Origin of the sequence: Hymenobacter siberiensis, assembly GCF_018967865.2 — a bacterium.
Lineage (GTDB): Bacteria > Bacteroidota > Bacteroidia > Cytophagales > Hymenobacteraceae > Hymenobacter > Hymenobacter siberiensis.
The window spans coordinates 3,201,264-3,226,714 of the sequence record NZ_JAHLZY020000001.1; the positions used below are offsets into that span (position 1 = coordinate 3,201,264).

17 protein-coding genes are annotated in these 25,451 nt (G+C 63.1%); 8 read left to right on the forward strand and 9 right to left on the reverse strand.

Annotation, left to right across the window (positions count from 1 at the left end):
• Nucleotides 1–37 precede the first annotated feature (37 nt).
• The 5 genes from KQ659_RS14295 to KQ659_RS14315 all read right to left on the reverse strand — a co-directional run bounded on the left by KQ659_RS14295 (nt 38) and on the right by KQ659_RS14315 (nt 8,257).
• Nucleotides 38–4,279 carry an IPT/TIG domain-containing protein gene (locus KQ659_RS14295; RefSeq protein WP_216688357.1) on the reverse strand — a complete coding sequence of 1,414 codons (4,242 nt, stop codon included), beginning with the start codon at nt 4,277–4,279 and terminating at the stop codon, nt 38–40.
• Nucleotides 4,280–4,496: 217 nt separating this feature from the next.
• Entirely contained in the window at nt 4,497–5,609 is a 1,113-nt protein-coding gene (lpxB, locus tag KQ659_RS14300) for a lipid-A-disaccharide synthase (RefSeq protein WP_216680442.1), read from the reverse strand.
• A gap of 105 nt (nt 5,610–5,714) precedes the next feature.
• Entirely contained in the window at nt 5,715–6,131 is a 417-nt protein-coding gene (locus KQ659_RS14305) for a 6-pyruvoyl trahydropterin synthase family protein (RefSeq protein ID WP_216680441.1), read from the reverse strand.
• 148 nt (nt 6,132–6,279) lie between these two features.
• Nucleotides 6,280–7,299: a FecCD family ABC transporter permease gene (locus KQ659_RS14310; RefSeq protein ID WP_226915791.1), complete on the reverse strand. Its 1,020-nt coding sequence runs from the start codon at nt 7,297–7,299 to the stop codon at nt 6,280–6,282.
• Between the two features lie 76 nt (nt 7,300–7,375).
• On the reverse strand, nt 7,376–8,257 hold the full coding sequence (locus KQ659_RS14315; RefSeq protein ID WP_216680440.1) for an ABC transporter substrate-binding protein: 882 nt from the start codon (nt 8,255–8,257) through the stop codon (nt 7,376–7,378).
• Between the two features lie 78 nt (nt 8,258–8,335).
• On the opposite strand from KQ659_RS14315, the gene rfaD reads away from it, so the two are divergent.
• Nucleotides 8,336–9,304, forward strand: a complete 969-nt coding sequence (gene rfaD / locus KQ659_RS14320) for an ADP-glyceromanno-heptose 6-epimerase (protein WP_216680439.1) — start codon at nt 8,336–8,338, stop codon at nt 9,302–9,304.
• A gap of 88 nt (nt 9,305–9,392) precedes the next feature.
• Entirely contained in the window at nt 9,393–10,760 is a 1,368-nt protein-coding gene (locus KQ659_RS14325) for an FAD/NAD(P)-binding protein (protein WP_216686301.1), read from the forward strand.
• Between the two features lie 53 nt (nt 10,761–10,813).
• On the opposite strand, the gene KQ659_RS14330 is transcribed toward KQ659_RS14325, so the two are convergent.
• From KQ659_RS14330 to KQ659_RS14345, 4 genes are all read right to left on the reverse strand, one after another.
• The gene (locus KQ659_RS14330) at nt 10,814–11,092 is read right to left on the reverse strand and encodes a hypothetical protein (RefSeq protein WP_216680437.1); all 279 of its coding nucleotides are present in this window, start codon (nt 11,090–11,092) and stop codon (nt 10,814–10,816) included.
• 161 nt (nt 11,093–11,253) lie between these two features.
• On the reverse strand, nt 11,254–12,267 hold the full coding sequence (locus KQ659_RS14335; protein ID WP_216680436.1) for a zinc-binding dehydrogenase: 1,014 nt from the start codon (nt 12,265–12,267) through the stop codon (nt 11,254–11,256).
• 140 nt (nt 12,268–12,407) lie between these two features.
• The gene (locus tag KQ659_RS14340; RefSeq protein ID WP_216688356.1) at nt 12,408–13,286 is read right to left on the reverse strand and encodes a rhomboid family intramembrane serine protease; all 879 of its coding nucleotides are present in this window, start codon (nt 13,284–13,286) and stop codon (nt 12,408–12,410) included.
• Between the two features lie 74 nt (nt 13,287–13,360).
• Nucleotides 13,361–14,209 carry a hypothetical protein gene (locus tag KQ659_RS14345; RefSeq protein ID WP_216686298.1) on the reverse strand — a complete coding sequence of 283 codons (849 nt, stop codon included), beginning with the start codon at nt 14,207–14,209 and terminating at the stop codon, nt 13,361–13,363.
• A 145-nt stretch (nt 14,210–14,354) separates the two neighbouring features.
• On the opposite strand from KQ659_RS14345, the gene KQ659_RS14350 reads away from it, so the two are divergent.
• The 6 genes from KQ659_RS14350 (at nt 14,355) to KQ659_RS14375 (ending at nt 25,404) form a co-directional block, all read left to right on the forward strand.
• Nucleotides 14,355–14,657 (forward strand): hypothetical protein, encoded by a 303-nt coding sequence (locus KQ659_RS14350; RefSeq protein WP_216680433.1) that lies wholly within the window; start codon nt 14,355–14,357, stop codon nt 14,655–14,657.
• 210 nt (nt 14,658–14,867) lie between these two features.
• Nucleotides 14,868–16,682 carry a glycoside hydrolase family 10 protein gene (locus KQ659_RS14355; protein WP_226929984.1) on the forward strand — a complete coding sequence of 605 codons (1,815 nt, stop codon included), beginning with the start codon at nt 14,868–14,870 and terminating at the stop codon, nt 16,680–16,682.
• A gap of 641 nt (nt 16,683–17,323) precedes the next feature.
• On the forward strand, nt 17,324–20,524 hold the full coding sequence (locus KQ659_RS14360; RefSeq protein WP_216688354.1) for a SusC/RagA family TonB-linked outer membrane protein: 3,201 nt from the start codon (nt 17,324–17,326) through the stop codon (nt 20,522–20,524).
• 149 nt (nt 20,525–20,673) lie between these two features.
• Nucleotides 20,674–22,002, forward strand: coding sequence for a RagB/SusD family nutrient uptake outer membrane protein (locus KQ659_RS14365; RefSeq protein WP_216688353.1), 1,329 nt, complete (start codon nt 20,674–20,676; stop codon nt 22,000–22,002).
• A 155-nt stretch (nt 22,003–22,157) separates the two neighbouring features.
• A complete protein-coding gene (gene nagB / locus KQ659_RS14370; RefSeq protein ID WP_216688352.1) occupies nt 22,158–24,077 on the forward strand; it encodes a glucosamine-6-phosphate deaminase in 1,920 nt (639 codons plus the stop codon).
• Nucleotides 24,078–24,222: 145 nt separating this feature from the next.
• Nucleotides 24,223–25,404, forward strand: coding sequence for an acyltransferase family protein (locus KQ659_RS14375; RefSeq protein ID WP_216688351.1), 1,182 nt, complete (start codon nt 24,223–24,225; stop codon nt 25,402–25,404).
• Nucleotides 25,405–25,451 lie beyond the last annotated feature (47 nt).

Here is a 25,451-nt window from a genome sequence, read left to right on the forward strand (position 1 = left end):
TTTAATAATTAATTGGAAATTTTCCAATCAACTTCTACTACTCCACTACCACGCGCTGGATGCTGGGGGCGCTACCTTCCGTTTGCACCGTGAGCAGGTACGTGCCGGTGGCCAGGCCGATGGTGGACAGCTCGGTGGTGCTGCCGCTGAAGGTGCGAGTTGCTACGAGTTGGCCCAGCACGTTGCGCAGGGTGGCGCTGGCCTTGGCGGCCGGGGCCGTGAGGGCAACGTGCAGGGTGAATTTACCGGCTACCGGGTTGGGCCACACGCTGAACTCGCTCTGGTTGACTTTGGCGGTAGCCAGGCCAATGGTCACGGTGTAGACGTTGGTGGTGGCGCTAGGGCCGCCGGCCGTGGTCACGACTACGTTGCCGGTGGTGGCACCGGCGGGCACGAAGAAGGTGATGGTGGTACCGTTCACGACGGTGAAAGTGGGGATAACTACGCCATTCAGGGTGATTGAGGTAGTACCCAACAGGTTGGTACCGGTGATGGTAACGTAAGTACCTACGGCCCCGGTGGAGGGCGTCATGCTGGCAATGGTAGGAGCCGGCGGCACTACCGTGAACAGGATGCCGTTGCTGGCCCCGCCGCCGGTGGTCACGATGACGTTGCCGGTGGTGGCGGTGGCAGGCACTACGACCGTCATGCTGGTGGCGCTGGTCACGTTGAACGTGGTGGCCGCAACCCCATTGAAGGTAACGCTGGTGGCACCGCCGAAGCCGCTACCCGTGAGGGTAACCGTGGTGCCGATGGGGCCGCTGGGCGGTGCAATCCGGCTGATGGTGGGCACGGGGGTGGTTACCGTGAACAGCAGGCCGTTGCTGGCAATGCCATTGCCAGCGTACACGACTACGTTGCCGGTAGTGGCGCCGTTGGGCACGGTCACGGCAATGGTCTGGGCATCAATGATGCCAACACTGGCCGTGGCTACGCCATTGAACGTCACGCGCGTAACGGCGGTGAAGTTGGTACCGGTCAGCACCACGCCGGAGGCAATGGGGCCGGTATTGGGTGCGAGGCTGACGAGCGTGGGGGTGGGCGGCGGCGTAACGCAGGTAGTGCTGAGCACGAAGTTGCCCGCAGCAATTGTCCCCGAACCCCGGTAGCCGCTCACAAACACGTAGTAAGTGGTACCAAAGGCGGAGTTAAACGTTACTGTCGAGGCCAGCGAGCTGGCGGCGCAGTTAGCAGCGTCATCATTGGCACCCACGCAGGTGTAGGCTCCACAAGTACCCGAGTACACAAACAGCTTGGAATCGAAATTGGTCGCAGCATTGCAGGTCGATACCGAGATACTGGCACCCGTGCCCACGATGCTGTAGAATATGCCCGCACCATCTACACTGATGGCGGTGCAATTGCCCGTGGGGTCGCCGGTGGCCGTAGAGCCGACGGTGGTGCCGGTAACGGACTGGCCGCAGGTCAGGGCAATGGCGTTGGCGCAGGCATCGTTAACCGGAGGCACCGTGAAAGCCGTGGTGGAAGTACCCGTGCCGCCCAGGGCCGTAACCGCGATGAAGCCAGTGGTGACGCCAGCCGGCGCAGTCACCGAAATCTGGGTAGCCGACGTCACCGTGAAGGTGGGGGCTACCGTGCCGTTGAAGGTTACCTGCGTAGCGCCGGTGAAGTTGAGGCCCGTGATAACCACCACGGTACCCGCGACGCCGTTGGTGGGCGTGAAGGAGGTAATAACCGGCGCCGGAATTACGACGAAGCTGGTAGTTGAAACGCCGGTGCCAACGGGCGTCGTCACGGCAATGGGGCCGGTGGTAGCACCTGCTGGCACGGTGGCCGTAATCTGGGTGCTCGACACCACCGTGAATGCCGTTGCGCTGGTGGTGTTGAATCGCACCTGCGAAGCCAGCGTGAAATCGGTGCCGGTGATGGTGACTACCGTGCCCACCGCGCCGGTAGTGGGCGTGAAGCTGATGACAACGGGCGGCGCGCCTACCACAAACGGCGTAGCCGAAGTAGCCGTGCCCGTTGGGGCCGTGATGGTGATGGGGCCGGTGGTGGTGCCGGCGGCCACGATAGCCGTGAGCTGCGTAGCCGAAACCACCGTGAAGCTAGCGGCGGCCGTGCCATTGAAGGCCACGGCCGTAACGCCGGTGTAGTTCGAGCCCAACACCGTTACCACCGTGCCAGCCAGGCCGCCGGTGGGCGTAAAGCTGGAAATAGTGGGGCCGAGAGCTGGCGTGGTGATGGTGAAGTTGGTGTTCGAGATATCGAAGAAGTAGTTATCGGCGGCTTCTACCATGATGCGTGCCTGCGTCTGGTCAGCCGTTGGGCTTGGGGCAATTACGATGGCCGAACCGTTGTTGGGCACGGCGGCGGCCAGTACGGTTGGATAGGTCAGGCCGCCATCGAGGCTCAGGCGGATGTTTACCGTGGCGCAGCTAACGGGGGCATTGGTGGTGCCGGCCACATCCCAGGTTACGGTTTGGGCCGCGCCGCCCGTCCAGGTTACGGCCGTGTTGGGGGCCTGCACTACGAAGGGGCCGGCGGTGCTGCTCACGCTCAGGCTCACCAGCGAGCTGTAGTTGACGCCGCCGATAACCCCGGCGGGGCCGCTGTGCTCGTCGCGGACCGTGCAGCGGAATGCCAGCGTGCGCGTCACGGTGGGCAAGCGCTCGCCGATGACGGTGTTGTTGTTCAGCAGGTCGGTCAGGCGCGGGAAGTAGCGGGTACCACTGGTGAGGGGCACGAAGGAGCGAAACAGGGGCACGTTCTGGGCGGCTACCTGGGCATCGTTGGGCGCCTGCTGGGCACCGAGGTCCAACTCTTCCCACAGGTAGGTCAGGGCATCGTTTTCGGCGTCGGTGGCCGTGGCCGTCAGTTTGAAAGGCGTGCCAATGGGCAGGGTTTTGCCGCCGGCCGGGGCCGTCACCGTAGGCGCGGTGTTGCCGGTAGCCGTGGTGGTGCTGCACGTCGTGCCATCAATAAAGACGCGCATCTCCTGGTAATTACCCGTGTGGAAAGTGGGGTCTGAGTTGGGCTGCAGGTTGTTGGTTGTGGTGCAGATGCCGGCATACGCCATGATGGTCGTACCCGAACCGGGCTCCCAGGCCGTGGTGGCGTTGCGGTTGCCGCCGGCGCAGCTGCCCGCGTTGCCGTTGAAGGGGTGGTTGCCAGAAAACTGGTGGCCCATTTCGTGGGCTACGTAGTCGATATCGAAGGCATCGCCCACGGGGCTGGGCGAACCCGTGACGCCCTGCGCCTTGCGAGCGCCGCACACCACCCCCAGCCCGGCTACGCCACCGCCACCGGTGCTCACAACGTGGCCGATGTCGTAGTTGGCATTGCCAATGATGGCATCAACGTTGGACTGGTTTTGCGACAGCATGGCGCTGCCGCTGTTATTCGTGTAGGCCGTGGGCGGCTGCGTGCCGGTACCGCTCAGAAATACCAGCTGACTGTTGTTGGCCACCAGTACCATGCGTACCGCCAACTCCTTCTCATACACGCCCACCACGCGGTTCACGGTGGCTACTTCGCCGGCAATTACGCCGGCGGTAGTATTGCCCTTTGTAAGCGCATATTCGGGCGTGTTGGCCAGGGCCAGGCGGTAGGTGCGCAGCTGCGGACCGGTAGAAAATGCCGTGGCACCATTGCCCGCAGCAGCCCCGGCCAGGCGAGTGGCAGCCGCTTGCTTATCGGCGGGAGTTGGCTGAAAATCGCAGCTGGGAATAGGACCCGCGGCGGCGGCATTCCGGTTCATATCCGTCTTGTAGAAAGCGAGATAGTGCCGGGTATCGGTCCGGGTAACGGGGTCGATGTAGAAGCTTTTGCCGGCTCCGGTCAGCACCTGGGCATGAAAGCCCTGGGGCGACAAGTCGAGGCGCAGCGAGGCGGAGGCATCATCCAGGCCCACGCCGGCGTAGGTCTTGATGGCCGGGAACTGCGCGGCCAGCGCGGGGGCCATGATGGGGGCTTCGCGCAGCGCGAAACGACCGGTGCTGCCGTTGGGCAGCGGCAACGCCAGCACCAGCGGGGCGGCATCGGGGCGGGTTTCGAGCGGGGCCGTGGCCAGGGCCGCCCGCAGGCCGTTCACGTCCAGCGTAATGGGCTGCGAGTGGAACAGAGCCGCCGACAGTGGCGAGGCTGCCGCCGCGCTGCGGGCTTCGGCATCGGCCTGAAAAAACTGGGGAGTAACCTGTTGGGCCTGAGCCCCCAGGGTGAGGCCCAGGGCCAGCAGCAGGGTACCTATCCGGCCACTACCAGCGGCAGCAGTTGCGAGCCGTTGGGTATTCGGCCAGCTAAAGTAATGTTGTTTCATTAAAAGAGGGGTTGGTATGAATGGAGTAAATCTAAGGAATTACCCCTACTCAATGAGAAAATCAATCAGCTAACCGATTGATTTAGTATGCAATTCCTCCTCGAAGTGACGATGTTCAATCCTAGAACTTCCACCTGCATCAACCAAACGCAAAAAAAGCCTCTGGAAATACCAGAAGCTTTTTTGTTTAGTCAGCTGCCAACAGCTCGGCGGTTTGCTAGTTGCCGCGCAGGTAGCCCACCATCAGCTCGGCGGTTTTTTTGGCGGCCTGGTGCTGGCCCAGCTTTTCGCGCAGCTCGGCGTAGCCGGCTTTCATGCGGGCCAAGTAGGGGGCGTCGGTGAGCAGCGTGCGCAGCTCATCGAGCAGGTTGCGGGCCGTGAAATCGCCCTGAATCAGCTCGCGCACCACCTCACGGCCGGCAATGAGGTTCACCAGCGAAATGTAGGGCACCTTGATAACCATCTTGCCGATGGCATAGCTCAGCGAGCTGGTGCGGTAGCACACAATCTGGGGCACATCGAAGAGGGCGGTTTCGAGCGTGGCCGTGCCGCTGGTGACGAGGGCCGCCGTGGCGTGGCTGAGCAGGTCGAAGGTTTGGTCGAATACGAACCGGATGCCGTTGCGATGGAAATGCTTGTAGTAGTTAGCGTCGAGGTTGGTGACGCCGGCCACCACGAACTGATACTCCTGAAAACCCGGCAGAATGGCAATCATCTCGTGCAGCATCTCCTCGATTTCCTGCTTGCGCGAGCCCGGCAGCACGGCAATAATGGGCTTGTCGGGCTCCAGGCGGTTGCGCTCGTAGAAGTCGGTGGTGGGCTGAAACTCGGCCACGGCATCGGCCGTGGGATTACCGGGGTAGTCGACGAGGTAGTTGAATTTCTGGTAAAACTCTGTTTCGAAGGGCAGAATGACGAACATCTTGTCTACCCGGGCCTTCACCTGCTCGACGCGGCCCTGGTTCCAGGCCCATATTTTGGGCGAGATGTAGTAGAACACCTTGATGCCCTTGTCTTTGGCAATTTTGGCCATGCGCAGGTTGAAACCGGCGTAGTCCACCAGAATCAGGACATCGGGCTTATATACCAGCAAGTCCTGCTGGCACTGCTTGAGGTAGCCGCGAAACTTGAGAATGCTGGTAGCCGCTTCCAGGAAGCCCATAATGGCCAGGTCCTGGTAGTGGCGTACGAGCTCGCCGCCTTCGGCCTGCATCATGTCGCCGCCCCAGTAGCGGAACTGAGCCTCGGCATCCTGCTGGCGCAGCTCGTGCATGAGGTTGGCAGCATGAAAATCGCCCGACCGTTCGCCGGCTATCAAGTAGTATTTCATTTGTTGGAATTATAAATTATGAATTATGAATTATGAATTGAGCCGGGTTTATTCTTCTGAAAATCAGCACTTCATAATTTATAATTCATAATTCAAAATTTATAATTAAGCCCCGTAGTATTCCACGAAGTTGCGCGGCGTTTCGTAAAGTTTTACGCAGTGCAGACGGGCCGAGGTGATGGCGGGCAGCTCGCGCTCGATAATTTGCCAGAAGGCAATGGCCAGATTCTCGGTGCTGGCCATCTGGCCGGCCATGAAGGGCACGTCGAGGTTGAGGTTTTTGTGGTCGACCTGGTCGGTGATGTGGATGCGCAGCAGGTCGGACAAGGCTTTCAAATCGACCACGAAGCCGGTTTCGGGGTCGGGCTCGCCCTTCACCGTCACGATGAGGTCGTAGTTGTGGCCGTGCCAATTGGTATTGGCACAGGGGCCGAACACTTCGCGGTTGCGCTCCTCGCTCCATTTGGGGTTGTTGAGCTTGTGGGCGGCGTTGAAATGTTCCTGGCGGCTGATATATATCATTTTAGGGACTTAGGGACTTGGGGACCTGGGGACCTGGAAGCCTGAGAACCAGGGGGCTTGGAGCGACGGGGCTTAGATGAGATAATCGGCTAATGATTGAGCCTGCTATTCCAAAACCAAATCCCGAAGCCCCGAAGCTCCCAAGTCCCTAAGTTCCCAAGTTCCCAAGTCCCTTTCTTCGCAGCAAATATACGAAGAAGGGTACCCCGAACAGGGCCGTGACCAAGCCCACCGGCAGCCCGGCCGGTGGGTAGAGCAACCGGGCCAGCAGGTCGCAGGCCAGCAAAAAGGCTCCGCCCAGCACCGCGCACACCACCAGATTGTAGCGGCCCGTGGTGCCCAGCAGCCCCCGCGTGAGATGCGGCACGAGCAGGCCCACAAAGCCCACCGGCCCGCACAGCGCCACCACCCCGCCCGTGAGGCCGGCCGCCAGCAGCACCAGCAGCCAGCGCCGCCGGGCCACGGGCAGGCCCAGGGCGGCGGCGCGCTCCTCGCCCAGCAGCAGCAGGTTGAGGTCTTTTTGCAGGAAGACCAGCAGCAACAGGCTGATGCCCAGCGCCGCCGCCGGATACGGCAATACCTCCCACCCTGCCCGCTCGAAGCTGCCAAAGGCCCAAAACACCACGCTCCGCAAGCTGCCCTCGGGCGAGGCCAGGAAGGTGAGCAGGCTGCCCAGCGCCGCCGCCAGCGCCCCCACGGCCACGCCCGCCAGCAGCAGCGGGGCCGGCAGAATCTTGCCGCGCCGGGTGCCCAGCGCCACCACCAGCAGCGTGGCCCCAAACGCCCCGGCCAGTGCGGCCAGCGGCGGCAAATACACGCCCATAAATGTGAGCGAAGGCACCAGCACATACGTCGCAATGGCCCCCAGCGAAGCCCCCGAGGCCGTACCCAGCAGGTAGGGGTCGGCCAGCGGATTGGTAACCAGGGTTTGGAGGAGGTAGCCGCTCACGGCTAGGCTGGCGCCGGCCAGCAGCGCCAGCAGCAGGCGCGGCAGCCGCAGCTGCACCAGCACCAGTTGGGCCGGGTCGGCGGGGTTGTAGTGCTGGAAAGTCTTCAGAATGAAAGCATACGAGGTATCGTAGCTGCCCACACGCAAGCCCAGCACCAGCAGGGCCAGCATCAGGACCAAACCTAGAGATAGCCAGAGCAGGGGGTGGGAGGATTTCAATTAAAAATTAATAGTTAAAAACTAAAAATGAGTGACATAGCGCGTTGGTCGGCCGACCATTTTTACTTTTTAATTCTCAATTTTTAATTAATCCAAGCAGCTCGCGCACCGACTCTAGCACCCGGGGGCCCGGCCGCTCCAGCAGGTTGCCGGTGATGGCATACACCCGCCGGTTCTGGTAGGCATTGATGCGCTTGAGCTCGGGGTAGTTTTTGAAAAAGGTGCTGTCCAGCTTCCCGAAGCTGCCGCCGAGCAGCACGTCGGGGTTCAGCTTGAGCACGTACTCGCGGGTGAGGGCCGGGTAGGGCTGCGGGAAGGTTTCGGTGACGGCATTCTGGCCGCCGGCCAGGCGAATCTCATCGGTGAAGAGCGTGTTCTGGCCGTAGCTGTAAATGGGGTCGGGCCAGGTAATGGCCAGCACTTTGGGCGACTGACGGAGCGGCTGCGTACCGGAGTGGCTGAGCTGCGCGAGCTGCTGCCGAAGCGAATCCGTGAGATGCTTGCTCTGCACTTCGCGGCCCAGCAGCCGGCCCACTTCATCAATGCCCTTGAATACGTCCTCAACCGTACGATAGCGCTGGAAATAGACCGGAATGCCCAGGTCCTGGAGGCGTTTGGCATCATCGACGGAGGTAATGCCTTCGACGGTGAAAACCACGTCGGGCTTCAGCAGCACCAGCTTTTCCATATCGAGCGGGTAGTTGTTCACCACGGGCTTGCGGTAGACGGCGGCGGGGAAATCATCCTGCGGCACGCGGCCCACGATGGTGGCGGTATCGGCCACGGCGAACAGGATTTCGGTCATGCTGGGGGCCAGGGCCAGCACGCGGCGCGGGTGGGCAGGCAGGGTGAGGGCGCGGCCCAGGCCGTCGTGCACTTGCACGGTGCCCGTTTTTCCGGCCTCGGATTGGCAACCCAGCAGCAGGGCCAGGGGTAAAAGCAGCAACAGAACACGCATAGCGCAAAGGTAGGCGGGGAGCCCCACGGCCCCGCGCGCCGGTATACCTTTGCCCACCTCGCTTCAATTTCCGCTCCCATGATAGTAGTCACCGGCGCGGCCGGCTTCATCGCCAGCTGCCTAGTTTCCCGCCTCAACGCCGCCAATTTCAACGACATCGTTGTGGTGGATAATTTTTCCATCGCAAAGAAGCTGCCCAACATCGAAGGCAAAAAGCTGCGCGAATACGTGGACCGCGAAACGTTTTTCGACTGGCTCGATGCCAATCACGAGCAGGTAGAATTCATTTTCCACCTCGGAGCCCGCACCGATACCGCCGAGATGGACCCGGCCGTGTTCGACGTGCTCAACCTGAACTATTCCAAACAGATGTGGCTGGCCTGCGTGAAGTATAACTTGCCGCTGGTGTATGCTTCGTCGGCCGCCACCTACGGCGATGGCATCCTCGGCTACACCGATAAGGATGAAGCGCTGTTCCCCCTCTACCGTCCGCTGAACCCCTACGGCGACTCGAAAAACGACTTCGACAACTGGGCGTTGGCACAGGAAGAAAAGCCATATTTCTGGGCGGGTCTGAAGTTTTTCAACGTGTACGGCCCCAACGAGTACCACAAGGGCCGTATGGCCTCGGTCATTCTGCACGCCTTCCATCAGATTCAGCAGTCGGGCTCGATGATGCTGTTCAAATCGCACAACCCCGACTACACCGACGGCGGCCAGATGCGCGATTTCGTGTACGTGAAGGACGTGGTGGAAGTGTGCTTTTTCCTGCTGAACCACCGCTTGCACTCCGGCATCTACAACCTGGGCAGCGGCCAGGCCCGCACCTTCCTGGATTTGGCCCTGAATACCTTTAACGCCCTGGGCCGCACGGCCGATATCCAGTTCCGGGACACGCCGGAGGATATCCGCGACAAATACCAGTACTTCACCGAGGCCGACATGAGCAAGCTCCAGAGCATCGGCTACGACCAGCCGTTTACGCGCCTGGAAGACGGTATTGCCGATTACGTGCAGAATTACCTCGTGCCTGGGCGATACATGTAGCGCGGACTTTTTTTTGAGAACGTCATGCTGAACGCAGCCGAAGCATGACGGTTCTTTTTGTTCTCCTCAGTTTAATTCCTTACCGCCCGTGCCCAAACTTGCTCGTCCCGTTATTACCGTTGTGGGCGGCGGCTTCGCGGGCACGGCGCTGGTGCTGCAGCTGCGGCGGCAGCCGGCATTGGCAGCGGCCGAAATCCATATTATCGAGCCGCGCGAGGTGCCCGGCCCCGGCCTGGCCTACACCGCCCGCCGCCCCGAATACCTGCTCAACGTGCGCTCCGGCGGCCTAAGCCTGTACCCGGACGAACCAAATCACTTTGCCGACTGGCTGAAAACCCAGCCCGAAAGCGCCGCCGGTGTTCCCGAGTTTGCCTCCCGCGCCGCTTATGGCCGCTACCTGCGCGATGAGCTGGCGAAGGAATTGGCCACGGCGGCCGTGCACTGGCACCACACCCGCGCCGTGGCCGCCCCGCTCCTCCCCGATGGCCGCCGCGCCGTGCACCTGGCCGACGGCACCACAATCCGCAGTGATGCGGTGGTGCTGGCACTGGGCAACTTCCCGCCGCCGCCGCCCACCGGCCCCGACCAGTGCTACCTGCACCACCCCGGCTACCACGCCGACCCGTGGGCCGTGGGCAACCTGCGCCGCATCGGCCCCGATGAGGACGTGCTGCTCATTGGCTCAGGCCTGACGGCGGTAGATGTGCTGCTGGCCCTGCGCCAGGATGGCCACCGCGCCCCCATCACCGTGGTGGCCCGGCACGGCCGCTGGCCCTCGGCCCACGGCCCGGTCACGGCCGCCTATCCCACCTTCTACCCCGAGCTGGCCCCCGAAACCACCGTGACGGGCGTAGTGGCCGTGTATAAGCGGCACCTGAAAGCTGCCGCCGCGCAGGGCCTCGACTGGCGGCCGGTGCTGGATTCACTCCGGCCCGATTTAGGCCGTATCTGGGCCGCGTGGCCGCTGGCAGAGCAGCGCCGGTTTTTGCAGCACCTGGCAAGTTTTTGGGCCGTGGCGCGGCACCGCAGTCCGCCCCGGAATGCGGAGGCGGTGGCCGCCCTCACGGCTGCCGGGCTGGTGCAGCTGCACATTGGCACGGTGCGCGAAATACTGCCGCACGGCCAGCAGCTGCGCGTGGGCATGCGAACGCATGGCCTCAATACCTGCTGGCGCACCGCCGACCACGTCATCAGTTGCGCGGGTCCACTGCTGAACTACGCCCGCATCACCGACCCGCTGGTGGTGAGCCTGCGCACGGCCGGCGACCTCACCCCCGACCCGTTGCACCTGGGCCTGCTCACCGATGCCCACGGTGCTCTGCTGGGGGCTGATGGCGGGGCTTCGCCGAGCCTGTTCACGCTCGGGCCCAGCCGCCGGCCGGCTTATTTTGAATCGACGGCCGTGCCGGAGTTGCGGCAGCAGGCGGCGGCGCTGGCGGCGCATATGGCGCAATAAAAAAGCCCCTCGAAACAACATTTCGGGGGCTTTGAATAAGGATTGCCGTGAGGTTAGGCGGCCATGCGCTTCTGGCCGGGGTAGAGTGGCAGCACCGTGGCTTCATCGGCGAAGAAGGATGGGGCGGCGGAAGCCACTGCCGGCACTATGGCCGTATCGAGGTCGTGGTGACGCAGGGCGCGCATCAGCAGGTAGCGGTATTTCTCGGCATCGGCCACGGCCTGCTCAATGGCTTGCAGGGCGGCCGAATAGGCTACCACGGGCTGCAATTCGCGGCGCGGGCGGCGGGCTTCAAACATTTGGTTTTCGAGGTATTCGGCGGCGGATTTCATGGCAACAAACTGCTGTTTTTAAGTCGTCTGACAGCGTACTTTACAAACCCTAAAAACGTCGTTTTCATTCCAAAAAAGCAGGATTATACCGCTTTTCCCGCAAGCAAAAGCGCCGCTGAAACGCAAGGGATTTCAGCGGCGCTTTGCACAGTTATTCAACGCTATTCCTGGGCGATTTCCAGCACTACTTTACCAAATTGCGCGCCCGCGTCGAGGTGGCGCAGGGCCACTTCGCCATTAGCCAAGGTGAACACCTCATCGACCACGGGCACAATCTTTTTCTCGGTTACGAGGGCCAGCATGGCCTCAAAATCCTGCTCCGTGCCCATCGTGGAGCCCAGCAGGCTGAGCTGTTTCCAGAACACCTTAGCGGGCGGAATATCTGTGATATTGCCCAGCGTGCCCCCAAAAAACACGATGCGGCCACCCGGCGCGGCGGCGTCGAGCAGGGCCCCAAAGGCATCCCCCCCGGCACTGTCGATGATGACATCGAACGCCCCGCCAGCCTGCTGGGTGAGGCTTTTCACCCAGTTTTCGGCGTTGTAGCTGATACCGCCTTTGGCCCCCTCCGCCTTGGCGCGGTCTATTTTTTCTTCGGAGCTGGACGTTACCCACACTTGGGCACCGCGGGCCACGCACAGCTGCACGGCCGTAATGGCCACGCCGCCGCCCACGCCCGTCACCAGCACGCGCTCGCCGGGCTGCACCTGGGCGCGGGTGAAGGCCGCCCGGTAAGCCGTGAGGCCGGCCAGCGGCAGGGCCGCGCCCTCCGCGAAGCTGAGGTGCGCCGGCAGCGGCCGGATGCACTGGGCGGGTAGGGCAATGTATTCGGCAAACGTGCCGGGGTCGGGCATGCCGAGCACCACAAAATCTTTGGCCTGCACGCGCGGGTTATCACCCCAGCGCAAACCGGGGTTGATGAGCACACGGGTCCCCACGGCCGGGGCATCGGCGGGCACGTCGGGGCCGTGGGCGGCTACTTCGCCGGCTCCATCGGCCCCCAGGGTGCAGGGCAGCCTGATGCCGGCATACTTGCCCTGCTGAATGAATACGTCGCGGTGGTTGAGGGCAGCGGCGTATAGTTTCACCAGGATTTCGCCGGGGCCAGGCGTGGGCATGGGCACGTCGCGAAGGACGGCGGGCTGGTTAATGGCATCGAGCTGGAGAGCTTGCATGGGTGAGTGGTGAGTGGTGAGTGAAAGAACGTCATGCTGAGCGCAGTCGAAGCATCTCTACCGCACAAGTAATCCAATCGTTGCAACGAAGCGGTAGAGATGCTTCGGCTGCGCTCAGCATGACGTTATGATGCCATAAATTACGCTGCCCCGACATGCTCCCCGCCCTTCAACCCAATAAATGCCAAGGGACCGGCAATAAACAAGCCCGTGGCCAGCCCGCCGAGGTGGGCCGCGTTATCAATGTTGCCGGTGAGGCCGGAAAGCAAGTTGCTGAGCACCAGGTACAGGACCAAGCCCAGCATGGCGCGGCGGTCGGACTTATCGAGTACCAGCTTTTTGCCAAGCAGGAGCGCCAGCAGCAGGCCGTAGAGGCCAAAAATGGCCCCGCTGGCTCCCACCGAGTTAATATTTGCGTTCCACCACAGGCTGGCCAGGCCGCCGCCCACGCCGCAGGCCAGGTACACCAGCAGCAGGCGCAGCGGCCCCACCCGGTCTTCAATCAGCAGACCCAGCAGCCAGAGCGAGAGGATATTCAGCAGCAAATGCGACAGGCCGGCGTGCACAAACATGTAGGTGAGCAGCCGCCAGGGCTGGCCATGCAGCGTGAAATCGGTGATATTGGAACCCCAGCGCACGAGCTGCGATGCGGTGGGGTCGGAGGCCGACACGCCGCTGAGCACCATCAGGCCGAACACCAGCAGACAGGCATCAATAAGCAGCGGCGTGGCCAGGAAGCGGCGCGAGGGAATGAGCAGCCCGCGCAGCAATTGCCCTAGGAGCTGCGGCCAGGTTTCGGCCTCGGTTTCGGTGGGCGGCGGGGGTGGCGCGGGGCGCGCGGTATCGGGCAGCAGGCCGCGCCGGTTGAGCTCGGCCACGGCGGCGGCCCCCACGGCGGGCGGGTAGCGAATGGCGTTCTGGGCCAAGTACAGCAGCTCGGCCTCGGGCTTTTGGGCGAAAAGCTGGGCGGCAAGCGCGGCCGTGGAGCCGGGAGCGTGGTCGGGGGGCGATGATTCCATGGAAAACCGGACGCGGCAAGGAGTGCGCCACCTTGCCCAACCGGCCAATTTGCCAGATGTTGGGAATGGGCTGCTTACAGCCGCACCCGGCGCACAAGGGTATTATACGGCTGGCCCGTGACCGGCGATTTCGGCAGCAGGCCCGAGAGCAGGTCGCTCACATCGGCGGCGCGCTTGCGGGTTTGGTCGTTTTCGTAGCGCTGAGGGTTATTGGCCACAATCTGCAGGTCGCCCAGACCTTCCTGCTGCTGTTGGGCCACACGGGTCATAATATCGAGGTGAGCGGCCATGGCAGGGCCGAATTTATAGCTATAGTGCAGGGCCTTGTTCCACTGCTCCCAGGTGGCCCCCACCGCTTGGATGTGGCCCGGCAGAGCGGCATCGAGCTGACCCTGCCGGACCTGGTTCATCACAAATTCGGTCTGGGTTTCAGCTGTCCAAAAGCGCTTGGCCAGCTCGCGGTACTGGCGCAGGGGCATGGCTTCCTGGGCGGCGGCGGCGCGCTCGGTAGCCGGAATGCGCTGCACCTGCCGCTGGACGCTGGACGTTACGGCCGGGCCAAAATCGGGAATGGTGGAGGTGGCTACTTCCGTGAGACGAGGTGGCGCTTTGGGTCTGGCTTCGACTATGGCCACCGTCGGAGCGGCATTTTTTTGCTTGATGAAGCAAAGCCCGCCCAGGCTCAGGGCCATTACCACGGCCACAGCCAGCGCCAGGGGGCCGGTTTGCAGGCCGCGCGCGGGCGGTGTGGGCACGGCGGCCGGTGCAAGCAGCGCGGGCTGGGGCAAGGCCACGCCCCGACGGCGCAGCTCGCGGCGGGCTTCGGCCACAATGTCGGGCTGGTAGTGGTCGGGGTTTTCGACGAAGAACCGGAGCTCGTCGTCGGTTTTCTGGTGGTAGAAATCGGTGGTGGAATTGGTCACGGCCAGCGGGAAAACGGGTTGAAGGGGGAAGCCGGCGGCAAGATGGCAAACACCGCGCAATTGGCCGCGCCCAACCGTGCGGGCCGCCGGCCGTAAACCCAGCTGCGAGGCCGCCACCGCGCCTCCTTCAACCTTCCCCTTCACCATGCCCGACCCCACGCAGAATCCCACCGACCCACGGCCCGACTTCGCCCCCACTACCAGCACGCCCGACCAGGCTGCGGAGCAGGATGCGACCGTGAACCCCACGCCCGACAAGGCTCCCGCCGAGCAGCCCAGCACGGGTACCACCATCCCCAGCAGCACCCAGGAAAACATGAGCGACGGGGCCGGTATTCGCGGCGACTATGGCGATGCCAGCCAGACCAACGGCCTCGAAGGCGGCCCTGACACTCGCCCCGACACCCCCGACCAGCCCATGACCGATACCGAGCTGACCGGCTCTTAAGGATGGAAATAGCAAAATAGAACGGTCATGCCGAGCGCAGCCGAGGCATCTCGCGTGTGGCAATAATTCAATCGCAAGGAAAAATTTCCTGTTACACGCGAGATGCCTCGGCTCCGCTCGGCATGACCGTTCTCACATTAAGCAGAAAACAGCCTACCCGCTTTAATGGCGTAATTTGCGGCAATTATTCCCGCTGCTGATTATTTCTTGATGCGTTTTTTCCTCGCCGCTAGTCGGTTTTTAGTGTTGATGGCGTTGCTGAGTGGCCTCAGCGGCCTGGTTCCCGCGCTGGCCCAGTCGGCGGCCGACTCCGTTGAAACTCCACCGCCGCCCAAGCGCGAATTGCGCGGCATGTGGATTGCCACCGTGGCCAACATCGACTGGCCCAACCAGCGCGGCGAGGCCCCCGAGCAGTACCGCCGCGAATACCGCCGCCTGCTCGATGCCGGCCAGCGCGCCGGTCTCAACGCGGTGTTTGTGCAAATCCGGCCCGCGTCGGATGCCTTTTATAAGTCGGACCTGGAGCCCTGGAGCAAGTGGCTGACCGGTGTGCAGGGCAAGGCCCCCGCCGATGGCGACGACCCCCTACCCTTCCTCATCACCGAGGCGCACCGGCGCGGCATGGAGTTTCACGCTTGGTTCAATCCCTACCGCGCCACCATGGATTCGGTGACGCGCCGCCTGGCCGCTACCCACCCCTACCGCCGGCATCCGGAGTGGTTTCTGCGCTACAGCGGGCAGCTTTTGTACAACCCCGGCCTGCCGGCGGTGCGCGACCACATCACCCGCGTGATTCTGGACGTGGTGCGGCGCTACGACATCGACGCGGTGCATTTCGACGATTATTTCTACCCTTATCCCGAGGCCGGACAGGTGTTTCATGACGAAGCCGCTTTCCGCGATTTTAACCCCGACAGCCTGAAGAAGGTGGCCGACTGGCGGCGGCAGAACGTCAACATCCTCATCCACGACCTGCACGACAGCATTCAGGCCACCAAGCGCTGGGTGAAATTCGGCATCTCGCCCTTTGGGGTTTGGATGAACAAGTCGAAGGATTTCCCGCAGGGCTCCGACACGCGGGCCGGGCAGCCGTCCTACTCGAATTTGTATGCCGATACGCGGCTGTGGCTGGAGAAGGGCTGGATTGACTACGTGGTGCCGCAGCTGTACTGGAGCTCGAACTTTCGCCTCTGCCCCTACCCCGTGCTGGTGGACTGGTGGGCCAAAAACCACTTCGACCGCCACCTCTACATCGGCCACGGCACCTACCGGATGCTGGAAAGCACCCGTTCCGACACCACCTGGCGCAACCCGCGCGAGCTGCCCCGCCAGATTCGGACCAACCGCGCCACCGACGGCGAGGCCGTGGGCAGCGTGTTCTTCTCGGCCAAGTCGCTGCTCACCAACCCGCTCCACACCACCGATTCGCTGCAGCTGGACCTGTTTCGCTACCCCGCCCTGGTGCCCACCATGCCCTGGAAAGATGCCATCCCGCCCCTGCCCGTGGCCAACCTTACCCTGCGCCGCCTGAGCCACTACGTGACCCTGAACTGGCAGAGTGGCCCGCCCGCCGCCGATGGCGACGCGGCCACCTACTACGTGCTCTACCGCTTCGAGCCCACCGAGGCCAGCTCGCCCAACGACCCGCGCCGCATTCTGGCGCTGCCCCGCCCCGCCCCCGGCTTCCCCGCCACCTACGTGGACACCACAGCCGTGCCCGGCCAGGCCTACGCCTACTACGTGACCGCCGTGGACCGCCTGCACAACGAGAGCCGGCCCATGCGCGTCATCACCACCGGCCAGCAGTTGGCGGAGCTGGCCGTGGGCCAGGCACCCGGCGGCGTCCCCCGTCCGGCCTCTCCGGCCGTGGCCACGCAGCCAGCGCTAGCCACCCCGCGCCCCACCATCCGCCTCAACGCTCCGACCGATAAACCCGAGGCTTCGGCCCAATTCTCTAAAATAAAAATCAAGGAGAAGCCGGCTAAGAAGAAGGGATTCTTTGCGCGGCTGTTTGGCGGAGGCTAAGGCCCGGTACCGCTACTAATGGGGTTGCACCGGAAAAGCTCATCCGGGGCAACGTATCGATAGTACATATGCTCAGGCAGCACAACAAAGCCCCGGTGGGGCGACACTCGTTGGACGCGTGTCGCCCCACCGGGGCTTTCGCAATTACCATATCCTGGCTTACTAACGGTATGCCACCCCGGCTTCTTATAGCGTCCGGTACTCGAACCGGACGCGGGCGTTGGCGCGGCGCGCGCTCAGGTTCCAGCCTTGGGCAAAGGAACGCAGTGCCAACAACACGAAGCTGCGCAGTCCAAAATAGCGGAATAAAACGAGAAAAACCGGGAAAGAACCTTTCAAATGTGCGAAATATTCGGGTAACATTCAGCCGGAACCACACCGGCCGATTAGCAATAATCGACAAATTTGATTTTATGATTATTTATTATTCAACATTCATTATCTCAATAGCAGTCATTGTTTTCCACTGGCTATCAAGCCCAACTGTGCGGCGGACAGGCCAGCGGCGGCCGAGCTGCCCAGCCGGAGCTCAGCAATTCCCTCGTGGCCGGCGGACGTAAACCAGCCCGCATTAGGAGGGCATAAACTTTTTGCGATATTTAGCGCCTCATCCCTCACCCCCACCTAACCCCCTTTTTTCCATGCGAAACCCTTACTTGTTTAGTAGCCCAAGCCTCCGGTGGGCAGGGTTACTGCTGCTTTTGCTGGCAACTCTTTCGGCCGGCGCGCAAACGGCGCAGCGCTATACCCTGCAAGGCCGCGTGACCGATGCCGGCGGCCAGGGCCTGCCCGGGGCCACCGTGCTGCTGAACGGCACCACGCTCGGTGCCTCCACCGGGGCCGATGGCCGCTACGTGCTGGAAGCCAGCATTGCGCCGGGCAGCTATACCCTCACCGTGTCGCTGATTGGCTACCTATCTGTTTCACAGGTCCTAACGCTGGGCGCGAACACGACGGTGACCACCGATGTGTCGCTGGCCGAATCGCGCCAGAAGCTGGACGAAGTAGTGGTGGTGGGCTCCACCATCAGCGCGCCCAAGCGGGAATTGGGCAACGCCATCAGCACCATCCGGGCCGAGGATTTGGCCCAGAGCGGTTCGGGCGGGCTGCTGAACTCTTTGCAGGGCAAAGTGGCCGGCGCACAGATTACCCAGAACTCGGGCGACCCGGCCGGCTCGCTCTCGGTGCGGCTGCGCGGGGTGCACTCGCTGCAAGGCTCTTCGGACCCACTGTATGTCATTGATGGCGTGATTGTGAGCAACGCCAGCACCAACGTGTCGCAACTGGCGCTGAGCAATGATATTGGCGTAGCCAACGCGGGCCAGAACCGACTGGCCGACCTCAACCCGAACGACATTGCCAGCCTCAACATCATCAACGGGGCGGCGGCGGCGGCCCAGTACGGCTCGCGGGCGGCCAACGGCGTGGTACTCATCACTACCAAGCGCGGGCAGAGCGGCGCGGCGCGGGTGTCGGTGTCCACTAGTTTTAGCCTGAACGAGCTGCGGAAATCCGTGCCGGTGAATACCTACGGCAAGCAGTTCGGCTTTGCCGGGCTGCGGCTGTACACCATCGGGGCACCCACGGCGGCCCAGATTGTGACCAACCCCGGCATCACCACTACGAGCATCACCCGGGCGGGCGCAACGACCGCGCTGGCCAACAACCTGGTGGACGTGACGCGCTACAACTACTTCGACCAGATTTTTCGGACCGGCTACGGCACCGATAACGCGGTATCGGTGTCGGGCGGCTCGGAGCGCACGCAGTACTACGTGTCGGCCAACTACCTGAAGAACGAGGGCATTATTAAAGGCACCGATTTCACGCGCTACAACCTGCGGGCGCGGGTCGACCAGCGCCTCACGGACTGGGCTAAGGTATCGGCAGGCCTGAGCTATGTGAACAGCTTCTCGAACGAGAAGGCCAACGGCAACGTGTTCTACAGCCCGATTAACTCCATCAACATCACCAACAACATCTACGACATCACCCAGCGCGACGCGGCCGGCAACCTGCTGGCCGTGGAGCCCACCCGCGTAAACCCGCTCTCGACCATCGAGGACATGAAATTCACGCAGAGCGTGAACCGCACCGTGAGCGACGTGCAGGTGAATTTGGCACCGTTCAAAGGCTTTTCGGCCGACTATGTGCTGGGCGTGGATGCCTACTCGCAGGTGGGCCAGAGCTACATCCGGCCCTACCCCTATCAGGCCACGGCCGGCCTACCTGCCGCCCGCTACCCCGGCGGTTTCGCGGCCAACGGCAACAACGCCGTCATCCAGCTGAACTCCGATATCAACCTGGGCTACGAGTACCAGGTCAGCGAGAACCTGAAGCTGAACCTGCGCGCCGGCTACAGCTACCAGTATGCACAGCAGGACTATACCACCACGCAGGGCCAGAACCTGGCCCCGTTCATCACCACGGTATCAGGGGCGAGCAGCACCACGGTGGTATCGGCCTACAACCTCGACCGCTACAACCTGAGCGGCTACTACGGGCAGGCCACCATCGGCTTCCGCAACCTGGCGTTTCTCACGGGCGCGGTGCGGCGCGACCGGTCGTCGAAGTTCTCGGACACCGAAACCAACCAGGTATACCCCAAGGTGAGCGGCTCGCTGGTGGTGTCAGATTTCAACTTCTGGCAGAACAGCGCCTACGCCAATGCCTTCAATAGCCTGAAGCTGCGCGCCAGCTACGGCGAGGCCGGCAACCTGACGGGCATCGGGGCTTATGACCGGTTCTACCAGTTCAGCCCGGTGGGCTTTCTGGGCAAGAACACCATCACGCCGGGCACCACCCTGGCCAACCCCGCCGTGAAGCCCGAGCGCATGGCCGAGCTGGAAGGCGGGGCCGACCTGGCCTTTTTGAGCGACCGCATCACGCTGAGCGTCACGGCTTATTACCAGAAAATCACCGACCTGGTGGTGCGCCGCAACCTGGCCCCGAGCTCGGGTGGCTCGGCCATCGTGAACAACGTGGGCTCAATGGAAAACCGGGGCCTGGAAGTTTCGCTGGGCGGCATGCCCGTGAAAACCACGGATTTCACTTGGGACGTGGCCTTCATTTTCAGCCGCAACCGCAACAAGGTGCTGAGCCTGCCCGGCTCGAACGGCAGCGTGCAGGCCATTTCAGTAGACAACGCGGCCGGCGCGCCGGTGTACCTGCTGGAAGGCCAGCCGGCGGGCGTGTTCTACGGCTCGGGCTACGCCCGCAACCCCGACGGCTCGCTGCTGCTCACGCCCCAGGGCTTCGCGCAGGACGAGCGCACGGTGGGCCAGGCCGTGGGGGCGGTGGGCTTCACGCCGGCCCGCAACAGCGACGGCCAGCCGCTGTACGGCTCCGGCTCCACCATCGCCAACGTGGTCATCGGCAACCCCAACCCGAAATGGACGGGCTCCTTCAACACCAACTTCACCTACAAAAAGCTGGGCCTGCACCTGCTGCTTGATGCCGTGCAGGGCGTGAGCGTGTTCAACGCCGACAAGCGCACCCGCCAGGGCGTGGGCCTCGGTAATTTGGCCGAGCAGGAATTGCGCGGCAGCATCCCGCGCGGCTCCATTTTCGCCATCTACAACACCCAGGAATTCCGAGTGGACGATGGCTCCTACGTGAAGCTGCGCGAGGTGGCGCTAAGCTACGGGCTGCCCACTTTCACGAAGTTCATCACCTCGCTGAGCCTGTCGCTGGTGGGCCGCAACCTGTATTCGTGGGACAAATACAACGGCTTCGACCCCGAAACCAGCGCCGGCGGCGCGTCGGATTTGCTGCGCGCCATTGACTTTGGCAATGTGCCGATTCCGCGCACTTATCAGGTTAAGCTGGCAGCTACTTTCTAGGCAACCGTCTGTCATCCTGAGCTTGCGAAGGACCTTATCACCGCCGAACGATTTGCAGTAAAATCAATCGACTGCAACCGTGATAAGGTCCTTCGCAAGCTCAGGATGACAGGCGGGCGTTACTCCCACTTTTCGCATTCATCAACCCCATGAAGAAAATCCTCCCCCTCGCAGCCCTGCTCTCAGCCCTCGCGCTGGGTAGCTGCAACAAAGAATACCTGAACCCGAGCACTGCCAGCCAGCAGCAGGTGGTCACTTCCTCCGATGGCCTGATTACGCTCTGCAACGGCTTGCAGGCGCGCTACAGCGCGGGCGGCCTGCTCAGCGTGCTCTATAATACGGTGGCGGCCGGCGGGCTGAGCACCCGCGAGCTCAGCATCCTCAACGTGGGCAATATTGAGGAATACAACCTCAGCCTCGGGGCCGGCAGCCTCACCAACAGCAACGGCGTGGTGCGCAACATCTGGACCCAGGCCAACCTGGTGAAATCCAACGCCGACCTGGTGCTGGCCAACGTGGGCAACGCCCCGGACGCGGGCACCCGCAGCGGCATTGTGGCCTACGCCAGCATTTTCCGGGCGCTGAGTATTGGCACGCTGGCGCAGTATTTCGAGCAGATTCCGCTGGCCACGCAGGAAAGCGCGCCGTTTGTGCCGCGCGTGGATGCGCTGCGCAACGCCGTGGCCCAGCTCGAAGCGGCCGCCACGCAGCTGGCCGCCACGCCGGTTTCGGCCGATTTCAACGCCAAGATTGTGCCCGGCATCGACCTTGCCAATACGCTGCAAGCCCTCATTACCCGCTACAGCCTGGAAGCCGGTGACTACGACAAGGCCCTGGCCGCCGCCGGCCGCGTGGACCTCACCAAACGCTCGGTGTTCAACTTCGACGATAACTCCCGCAATCCGCTGTTCGAGACGTCGTTCGGCAACAAAAACGTATTCGAGCCTACTAACACCAGCCTGGGCCTGGCCGGCGCGCTCGCACCCGAAGCCGGCGACAAGCGCCTGCCCTTCCTGCTGCGCATCAGCCCGCCGCCTACCACTACCCAAAACCTGGGCACCGGCTTCTACACCGCCAACAGCGCCCCCATTCCGGTGTACGTGCCCAACGAAATGCTCCTGATTCGGGCCGAAGCCTACGCCCGCAAAAACGACGTACCCAACGCCGTGCTTGAGCTGAACAAGGTGCGGACCAGCACGGCCGCCGCCGCTACCAGCAGCACCGGCCTGCTCCTGGCGCTGCCCGGCGCGGCCCTGCCCGCCTACGCCGGCCCTCTCACCCCCGCCGATGTGCTCCTCGACATCCTGCGCAACCGCTACGTGGAGCTGGCCTTCCAGGGCTTCCGCCTGGCCGACAGCCGCCGCTTCGGCCGCCCCGCGCCGGGCACTACCGGGGCCGAGCGCAACCGCAATTTCTTCCCCTATCCCCGCACGGAGCGGGAGAACAACCCCTCCACCCCCGCCGACCCGGCGATTTAGAGCCAGGCTGCAGGCAGTAGACCGCGAAGCGGTGCTTCGCGTCCCCGCGCTACTTAGCACCCTAACCGACGTACAAACGCGAAGCACCGCTTCGCGGCTACTGCCCAGCCAGCGTACGGAACTGGAAACGTCTCTACACATCCTTTCCCGCCCCCATGAGCCCGCCCAATTCCCACCCCACCCCCATCGCCACCACGGTTTACGCTGATTCGGAGCGGGCTTCGGCCGCCGTGGCCGGCCAGATTGCCGACCTCATCCGCGCCCGCGCCGCCGAAGGTCAACCCTGCGTGCTCGGCCTCGCTACCGGCTCCTCACCCACGCGGGTTTACGAGGAGCTGGTGCGCCTGCACCGCGAAGACGGCCTGAGCTTTCAAAACGTCATCAGCTTCAACCTCGATGAGTATTATCCTATGGCGCCCGACTCCCTGCAGAGCTACGTGCGCTTTATGCGGGAATACCTGTTCGACCATGTTGATATAAAACCTGAGAACGTGCACATACCCGACGGGACTGTGTCGCCGGAGCAAGTGGCCGAGTTCTGCCGGCGCTATGAGGAGCAGATTCGCGAAGCCGGCGGGGTTGATTTGCAGCTGCTGGGCATAGGGCGCACCGGCCACATCGGCTTCAATGAGCCTGGCTCCGGCCCGGACTCCCGCACCCGCCTCATTACCCTGGACCACGTTACGCGCACCGACGCGGCTTCCGATTTTTACGGCGAAGAAAACGTGCCACGCCGGGCCCTGACCATGGGCGTGGGCACTATTCTCGAAGCCCGAAAAATCGTGCTGCTGGCCTGGGGCGAGGGCAAGGCCGCCGTGGTGAAGCGCATGATGGAATGCGAGGTAACCGACACCTTGCCCGCCACTTATCTGCAGCGCCACCCCGCCGTGCAAGTGGTGCTGGACGAGGCCGCCGGCGCCGAGCTCACCCCGCGCAAAACGCCCTGGCTGCTGGGCCTGCCCTGCAACTGGCACGATGCCGCCCTGGTGCGCAAGGCCATCACCTGGCTGGCCCGCACCGTGACCAAGCCCATCCTGAAACTGACCGAGGAAGACTACAACGAGAACGGCCTGTCGGAGCTGCTGGCCCAGTCCGGGCCGGCCTACGACATCAACATTCGGGTTTTCAACGAGCTGCAGCACACCATCACCGGCTGGCCCGGCGGCAAGCCCAACGCCGACGACACCTACCGGCCGGAGCGCGCCGCGCCGTTTCCCAAGCGCGTCCTCATCTTCAGCCCGCACCCTGATGATGACGTGATTTCGATGGGTGGCACCCTGCTGCGGCTGGTCGACCAGGGCCACGAGGTGCACGTTGCTTACCAGACCTCCGGCAACATTGCCGTGTTCGATGACGAGGCCATTCGCTTCGCCGATTTCGTGGCCGACTACGACCAGGCTTTCCACCTGCCCACCGGCGAGCCGGCCGACAACCTCTACCATCGCGTAGCCGATTTCCTCAAAAACAAGCAGCCCGGCCAGGTCGATTCCGACGAAGTGCAGCAGATAAAGGGCCTCATCCGGCGGGGCGAGGCCAAGAGCGCCTGCCGCTTGGCCGGCATTCCCGATGCCAACGTGCACTTCCAGGATTTGCCGTTTTACGAAACCGGCCGGGTGCGCAAAAAGCCCCTCGGCGACGAGGACATCCGCCTCACCATGGAGCTGTTGAACCGCATCCAGCCCCAGCAGATTTATGCCGCCGGCGACCTTTCGGACCCGCACGGCACCCACCGCGTATGCCTGGCGGCCATTTTTGAGTCCATCCACCGCCTCAAAGCCTCCGACACCGCCTGGCTCGACGACTGCTGGATGTGGCTCTACCGCGGGGCCTGGCAGGAATGGGACATCGACCAGATTGAGATGGCCGTGCCCCTCTCGCCACAGGAGCTCACGCGCAAGCGCCGCGCCATCTTTAAACACCAGAGCCAGAAGGACCGCCCCCTTTTTCCCGGGGCCGACCAGCGCGAGTTCTGGCAGCGCGCCGAGGCCCGCAACCGGACCACGGCCAAGCTGTATGACCAATTGGGCCTGCCGGAATACGAAGGCATCGAGGCATTTGTGCGGTGGGAGTTCTGAGGTAGTAGAACGACAACGTTAGCCCGTCATGCAGAGCGCAGCGAAGCATCTTTACCGCGCAACTAATTGATTTTACTATTGCGGTAAAGATGCTTCGCTGCGCTCTGCATGACGTTCTTTGAAACCCATCCCCACCCGCCCGCCCATGCAACGCACCACCCAGGCCGCCCTCGAAACCACCGGCACCCTGCCACTGGCCGAGGCCTCCCAGCCCGGCCGCCTCATCAGCCTCGACGTGTTTCGCGGCCTCACCGTGATGGCCATGATTCTGGTGAACAACCCCGGCGACTGGGGCCACATCTACCCACCCTTCGAGCACGCCGAATGGAATGGCTGCACCCCCACGGACCTCATTTTTCCATTTTTCCTGTTCATCGTAGGCGTAAGCCTGGTGTATGCCTTGGACGGCACAAAGCGCCAGGGCGGGCCACAGGGCGCGGTGCTGCTGCGGGTGCTGCGCCGGGCGGCCGTGCTATTCGGCCTGGGCCTGCTGCTGTCACTCTACCCGAAATTCGACTTCAGCACCGTGCGGATTATGGGCGTGTTGGCGCGCATTGCGCTGGTGTTTCTGGGGTGCGGGTTCATCTTCCTGAAAACCAGCTGGCGCACCCAGGCATGGCTGATTATCAGCTTCCTGATTGGCTACGCGGTACTGATGCAGCTGGTGCCCGTGCCCGGCTTTGGCCCCGCCAACCTGGAGCCTACCACCAACCTCGGGGCCTGGCTCGACCGCACCATCTTCACCGAAGCCCACCTCTGGAAACAAAGCAAAACCTGGGACCCCGAAGGCTTGCTCGGCACCCTGCCGGCGCTGGCTACCGGCCTACTAGGCAGCCTCACGGCCCAATGGCTGCGCCACAAAGGCCCGGAGCCGGCCGCCAAAGTAGCCTGGCTGTTCGTGGCCGGCGGCGGCCTCAGCCTGCTCGGCCTGTGCTGGGCCCCGTGGTTCCCCATCAATAAAGCGCTGTGGAGCAGCCCCTACGTGCTTTACACCGGCGGGCTGGCCATGGCCGGCCTGGCGGCGCTCTACTGGATTTGCGACGTGCAGGGCTACCGCGCCTGGACGCGCCCGGCGCTGGTCTACGGCGTCAATGCCATCCTCGTGTTCTGCCTCTCGGCGCTGCTTTCGCGCACGTTCGGGCTGTTCCAGCTGGCCCTGCCCGGCGGCAAAACCGGCGGCCTGAAGGAGTGGCTGTATGAATGGGGCATCGCCCCCTACTTTGCCGACCCGCGCACGGCTTCGCTGGTGGGTGCGGCCACGCTTATCGTTATCTGGTATTTTATTCTGAGCTGGATGTATAAGAAGGGCGTGGTGCTGAAGGTGTGAGGGTGACCGGTTTCCCCTAAATTGAACGTCATGCCGAGCGCAGCCGA

What these genes read in the sequence shown, in the direction of transcription:
- KQ659_RS14295 (WP_216688357.1), bottom strand. Translation starts at nt 4,279, where the DNA reads ATGAAACAACATTACTTTAGCTGGCCGAATACCCAACGGCTCGCAACT.
- lpxB (WP_216680442.1), bottom strand. Translation starts at nt 5,609, where the DNA reads ATGAAATACTACTTGATAGCCGGCGAACGGTCGGGCGATTTTCATGCT.
- KQ659_RS14305 (WP_216680441.1), bottom strand. Translation starts at nt 6,131, where the DNA reads ATGATATATATCAGCCGCCAGGAACATTTCAACGCCGCCCACAAGCTC.
- KQ659_RS14315 (WP_216680440.1), bottom strand. Translation starts at nt 8,257, where the DNA reads ATGCGTGTTCTGTTGCTGCTTTTACCCCTGGCCCTGCTGCTGGGTTGC.
- rfaD (WP_216680439.1), top strand. Translation starts at nt 8,336, where the DNA reads ATGATAGTAGTCACCGGCGCGGCCGGCTTCATCGCCAGCTGCCTAGTT.
- KQ659_RS14330 (WP_216680437.1), bottom strand. Translation starts at nt 11,092, where the DNA reads ATGAAATCCGCCGCCGAATACCTCGAAAACCAAATGTTTGAAGCCCGC.
- KQ659_RS14335 (WP_216680436.1), bottom strand. Translation starts at nt 12,267, where the DNA reads ATGCAAGCTCTCCAGCTCGATGCCATTAACCAGCCCGCCGTCCTTCGC.
- KQ659_RS14340 (WP_216688356.1), bottom strand. Translation starts at nt 13,286, where the DNA reads ATGGAATCATCGCCCCCCGACCACGCTCCCGGCTCCACGGCCGCGCTT.
- KQ659_RS14350 (WP_216680433.1), top strand. Translation starts at nt 14,355, where the DNA reads ATGCCCGACCCCACGCAGAATCCCACCGACCCACGGCCCGACTTCGCC.
- KQ659_RS14355 (WP_226929984.1), top strand. Translation starts at nt 14,868, where the DNA reads ATGCGTTTTTTCCTCGCCGCTAGTCGGTTTTTAGTGTTGATGGCGTTG.
- KQ659_RS14360 (WP_216688354.1), top strand. Translation starts at nt 17,324, where the DNA reads ATGCGAAACCCTTACTTGTTTAGTAGCCCAAGCCTCCGGTGGGCAGGG.
- KQ659_RS14365 (WP_216688353.1), top strand. Translation starts at nt 20,674, where the DNA reads ATGAAGAAAATCCTCCCCCTCGCAGCCCTGCTCTCAGCCCTCGCGCTG.
- nagB (WP_216688352.1), top strand. Translation starts at nt 22,158, where the DNA reads ATGAGCCCGCCCAATTCCCACCCCACCCCCATCGCCACCACGGTTTAC.
- KQ659_RS14375 (WP_216688351.1), top strand. Translation starts at nt 24,223, where the DNA reads ATGCAACGCACCACCCAGGCCGCCCTCGAAACCACCGGCACCCTGCCA.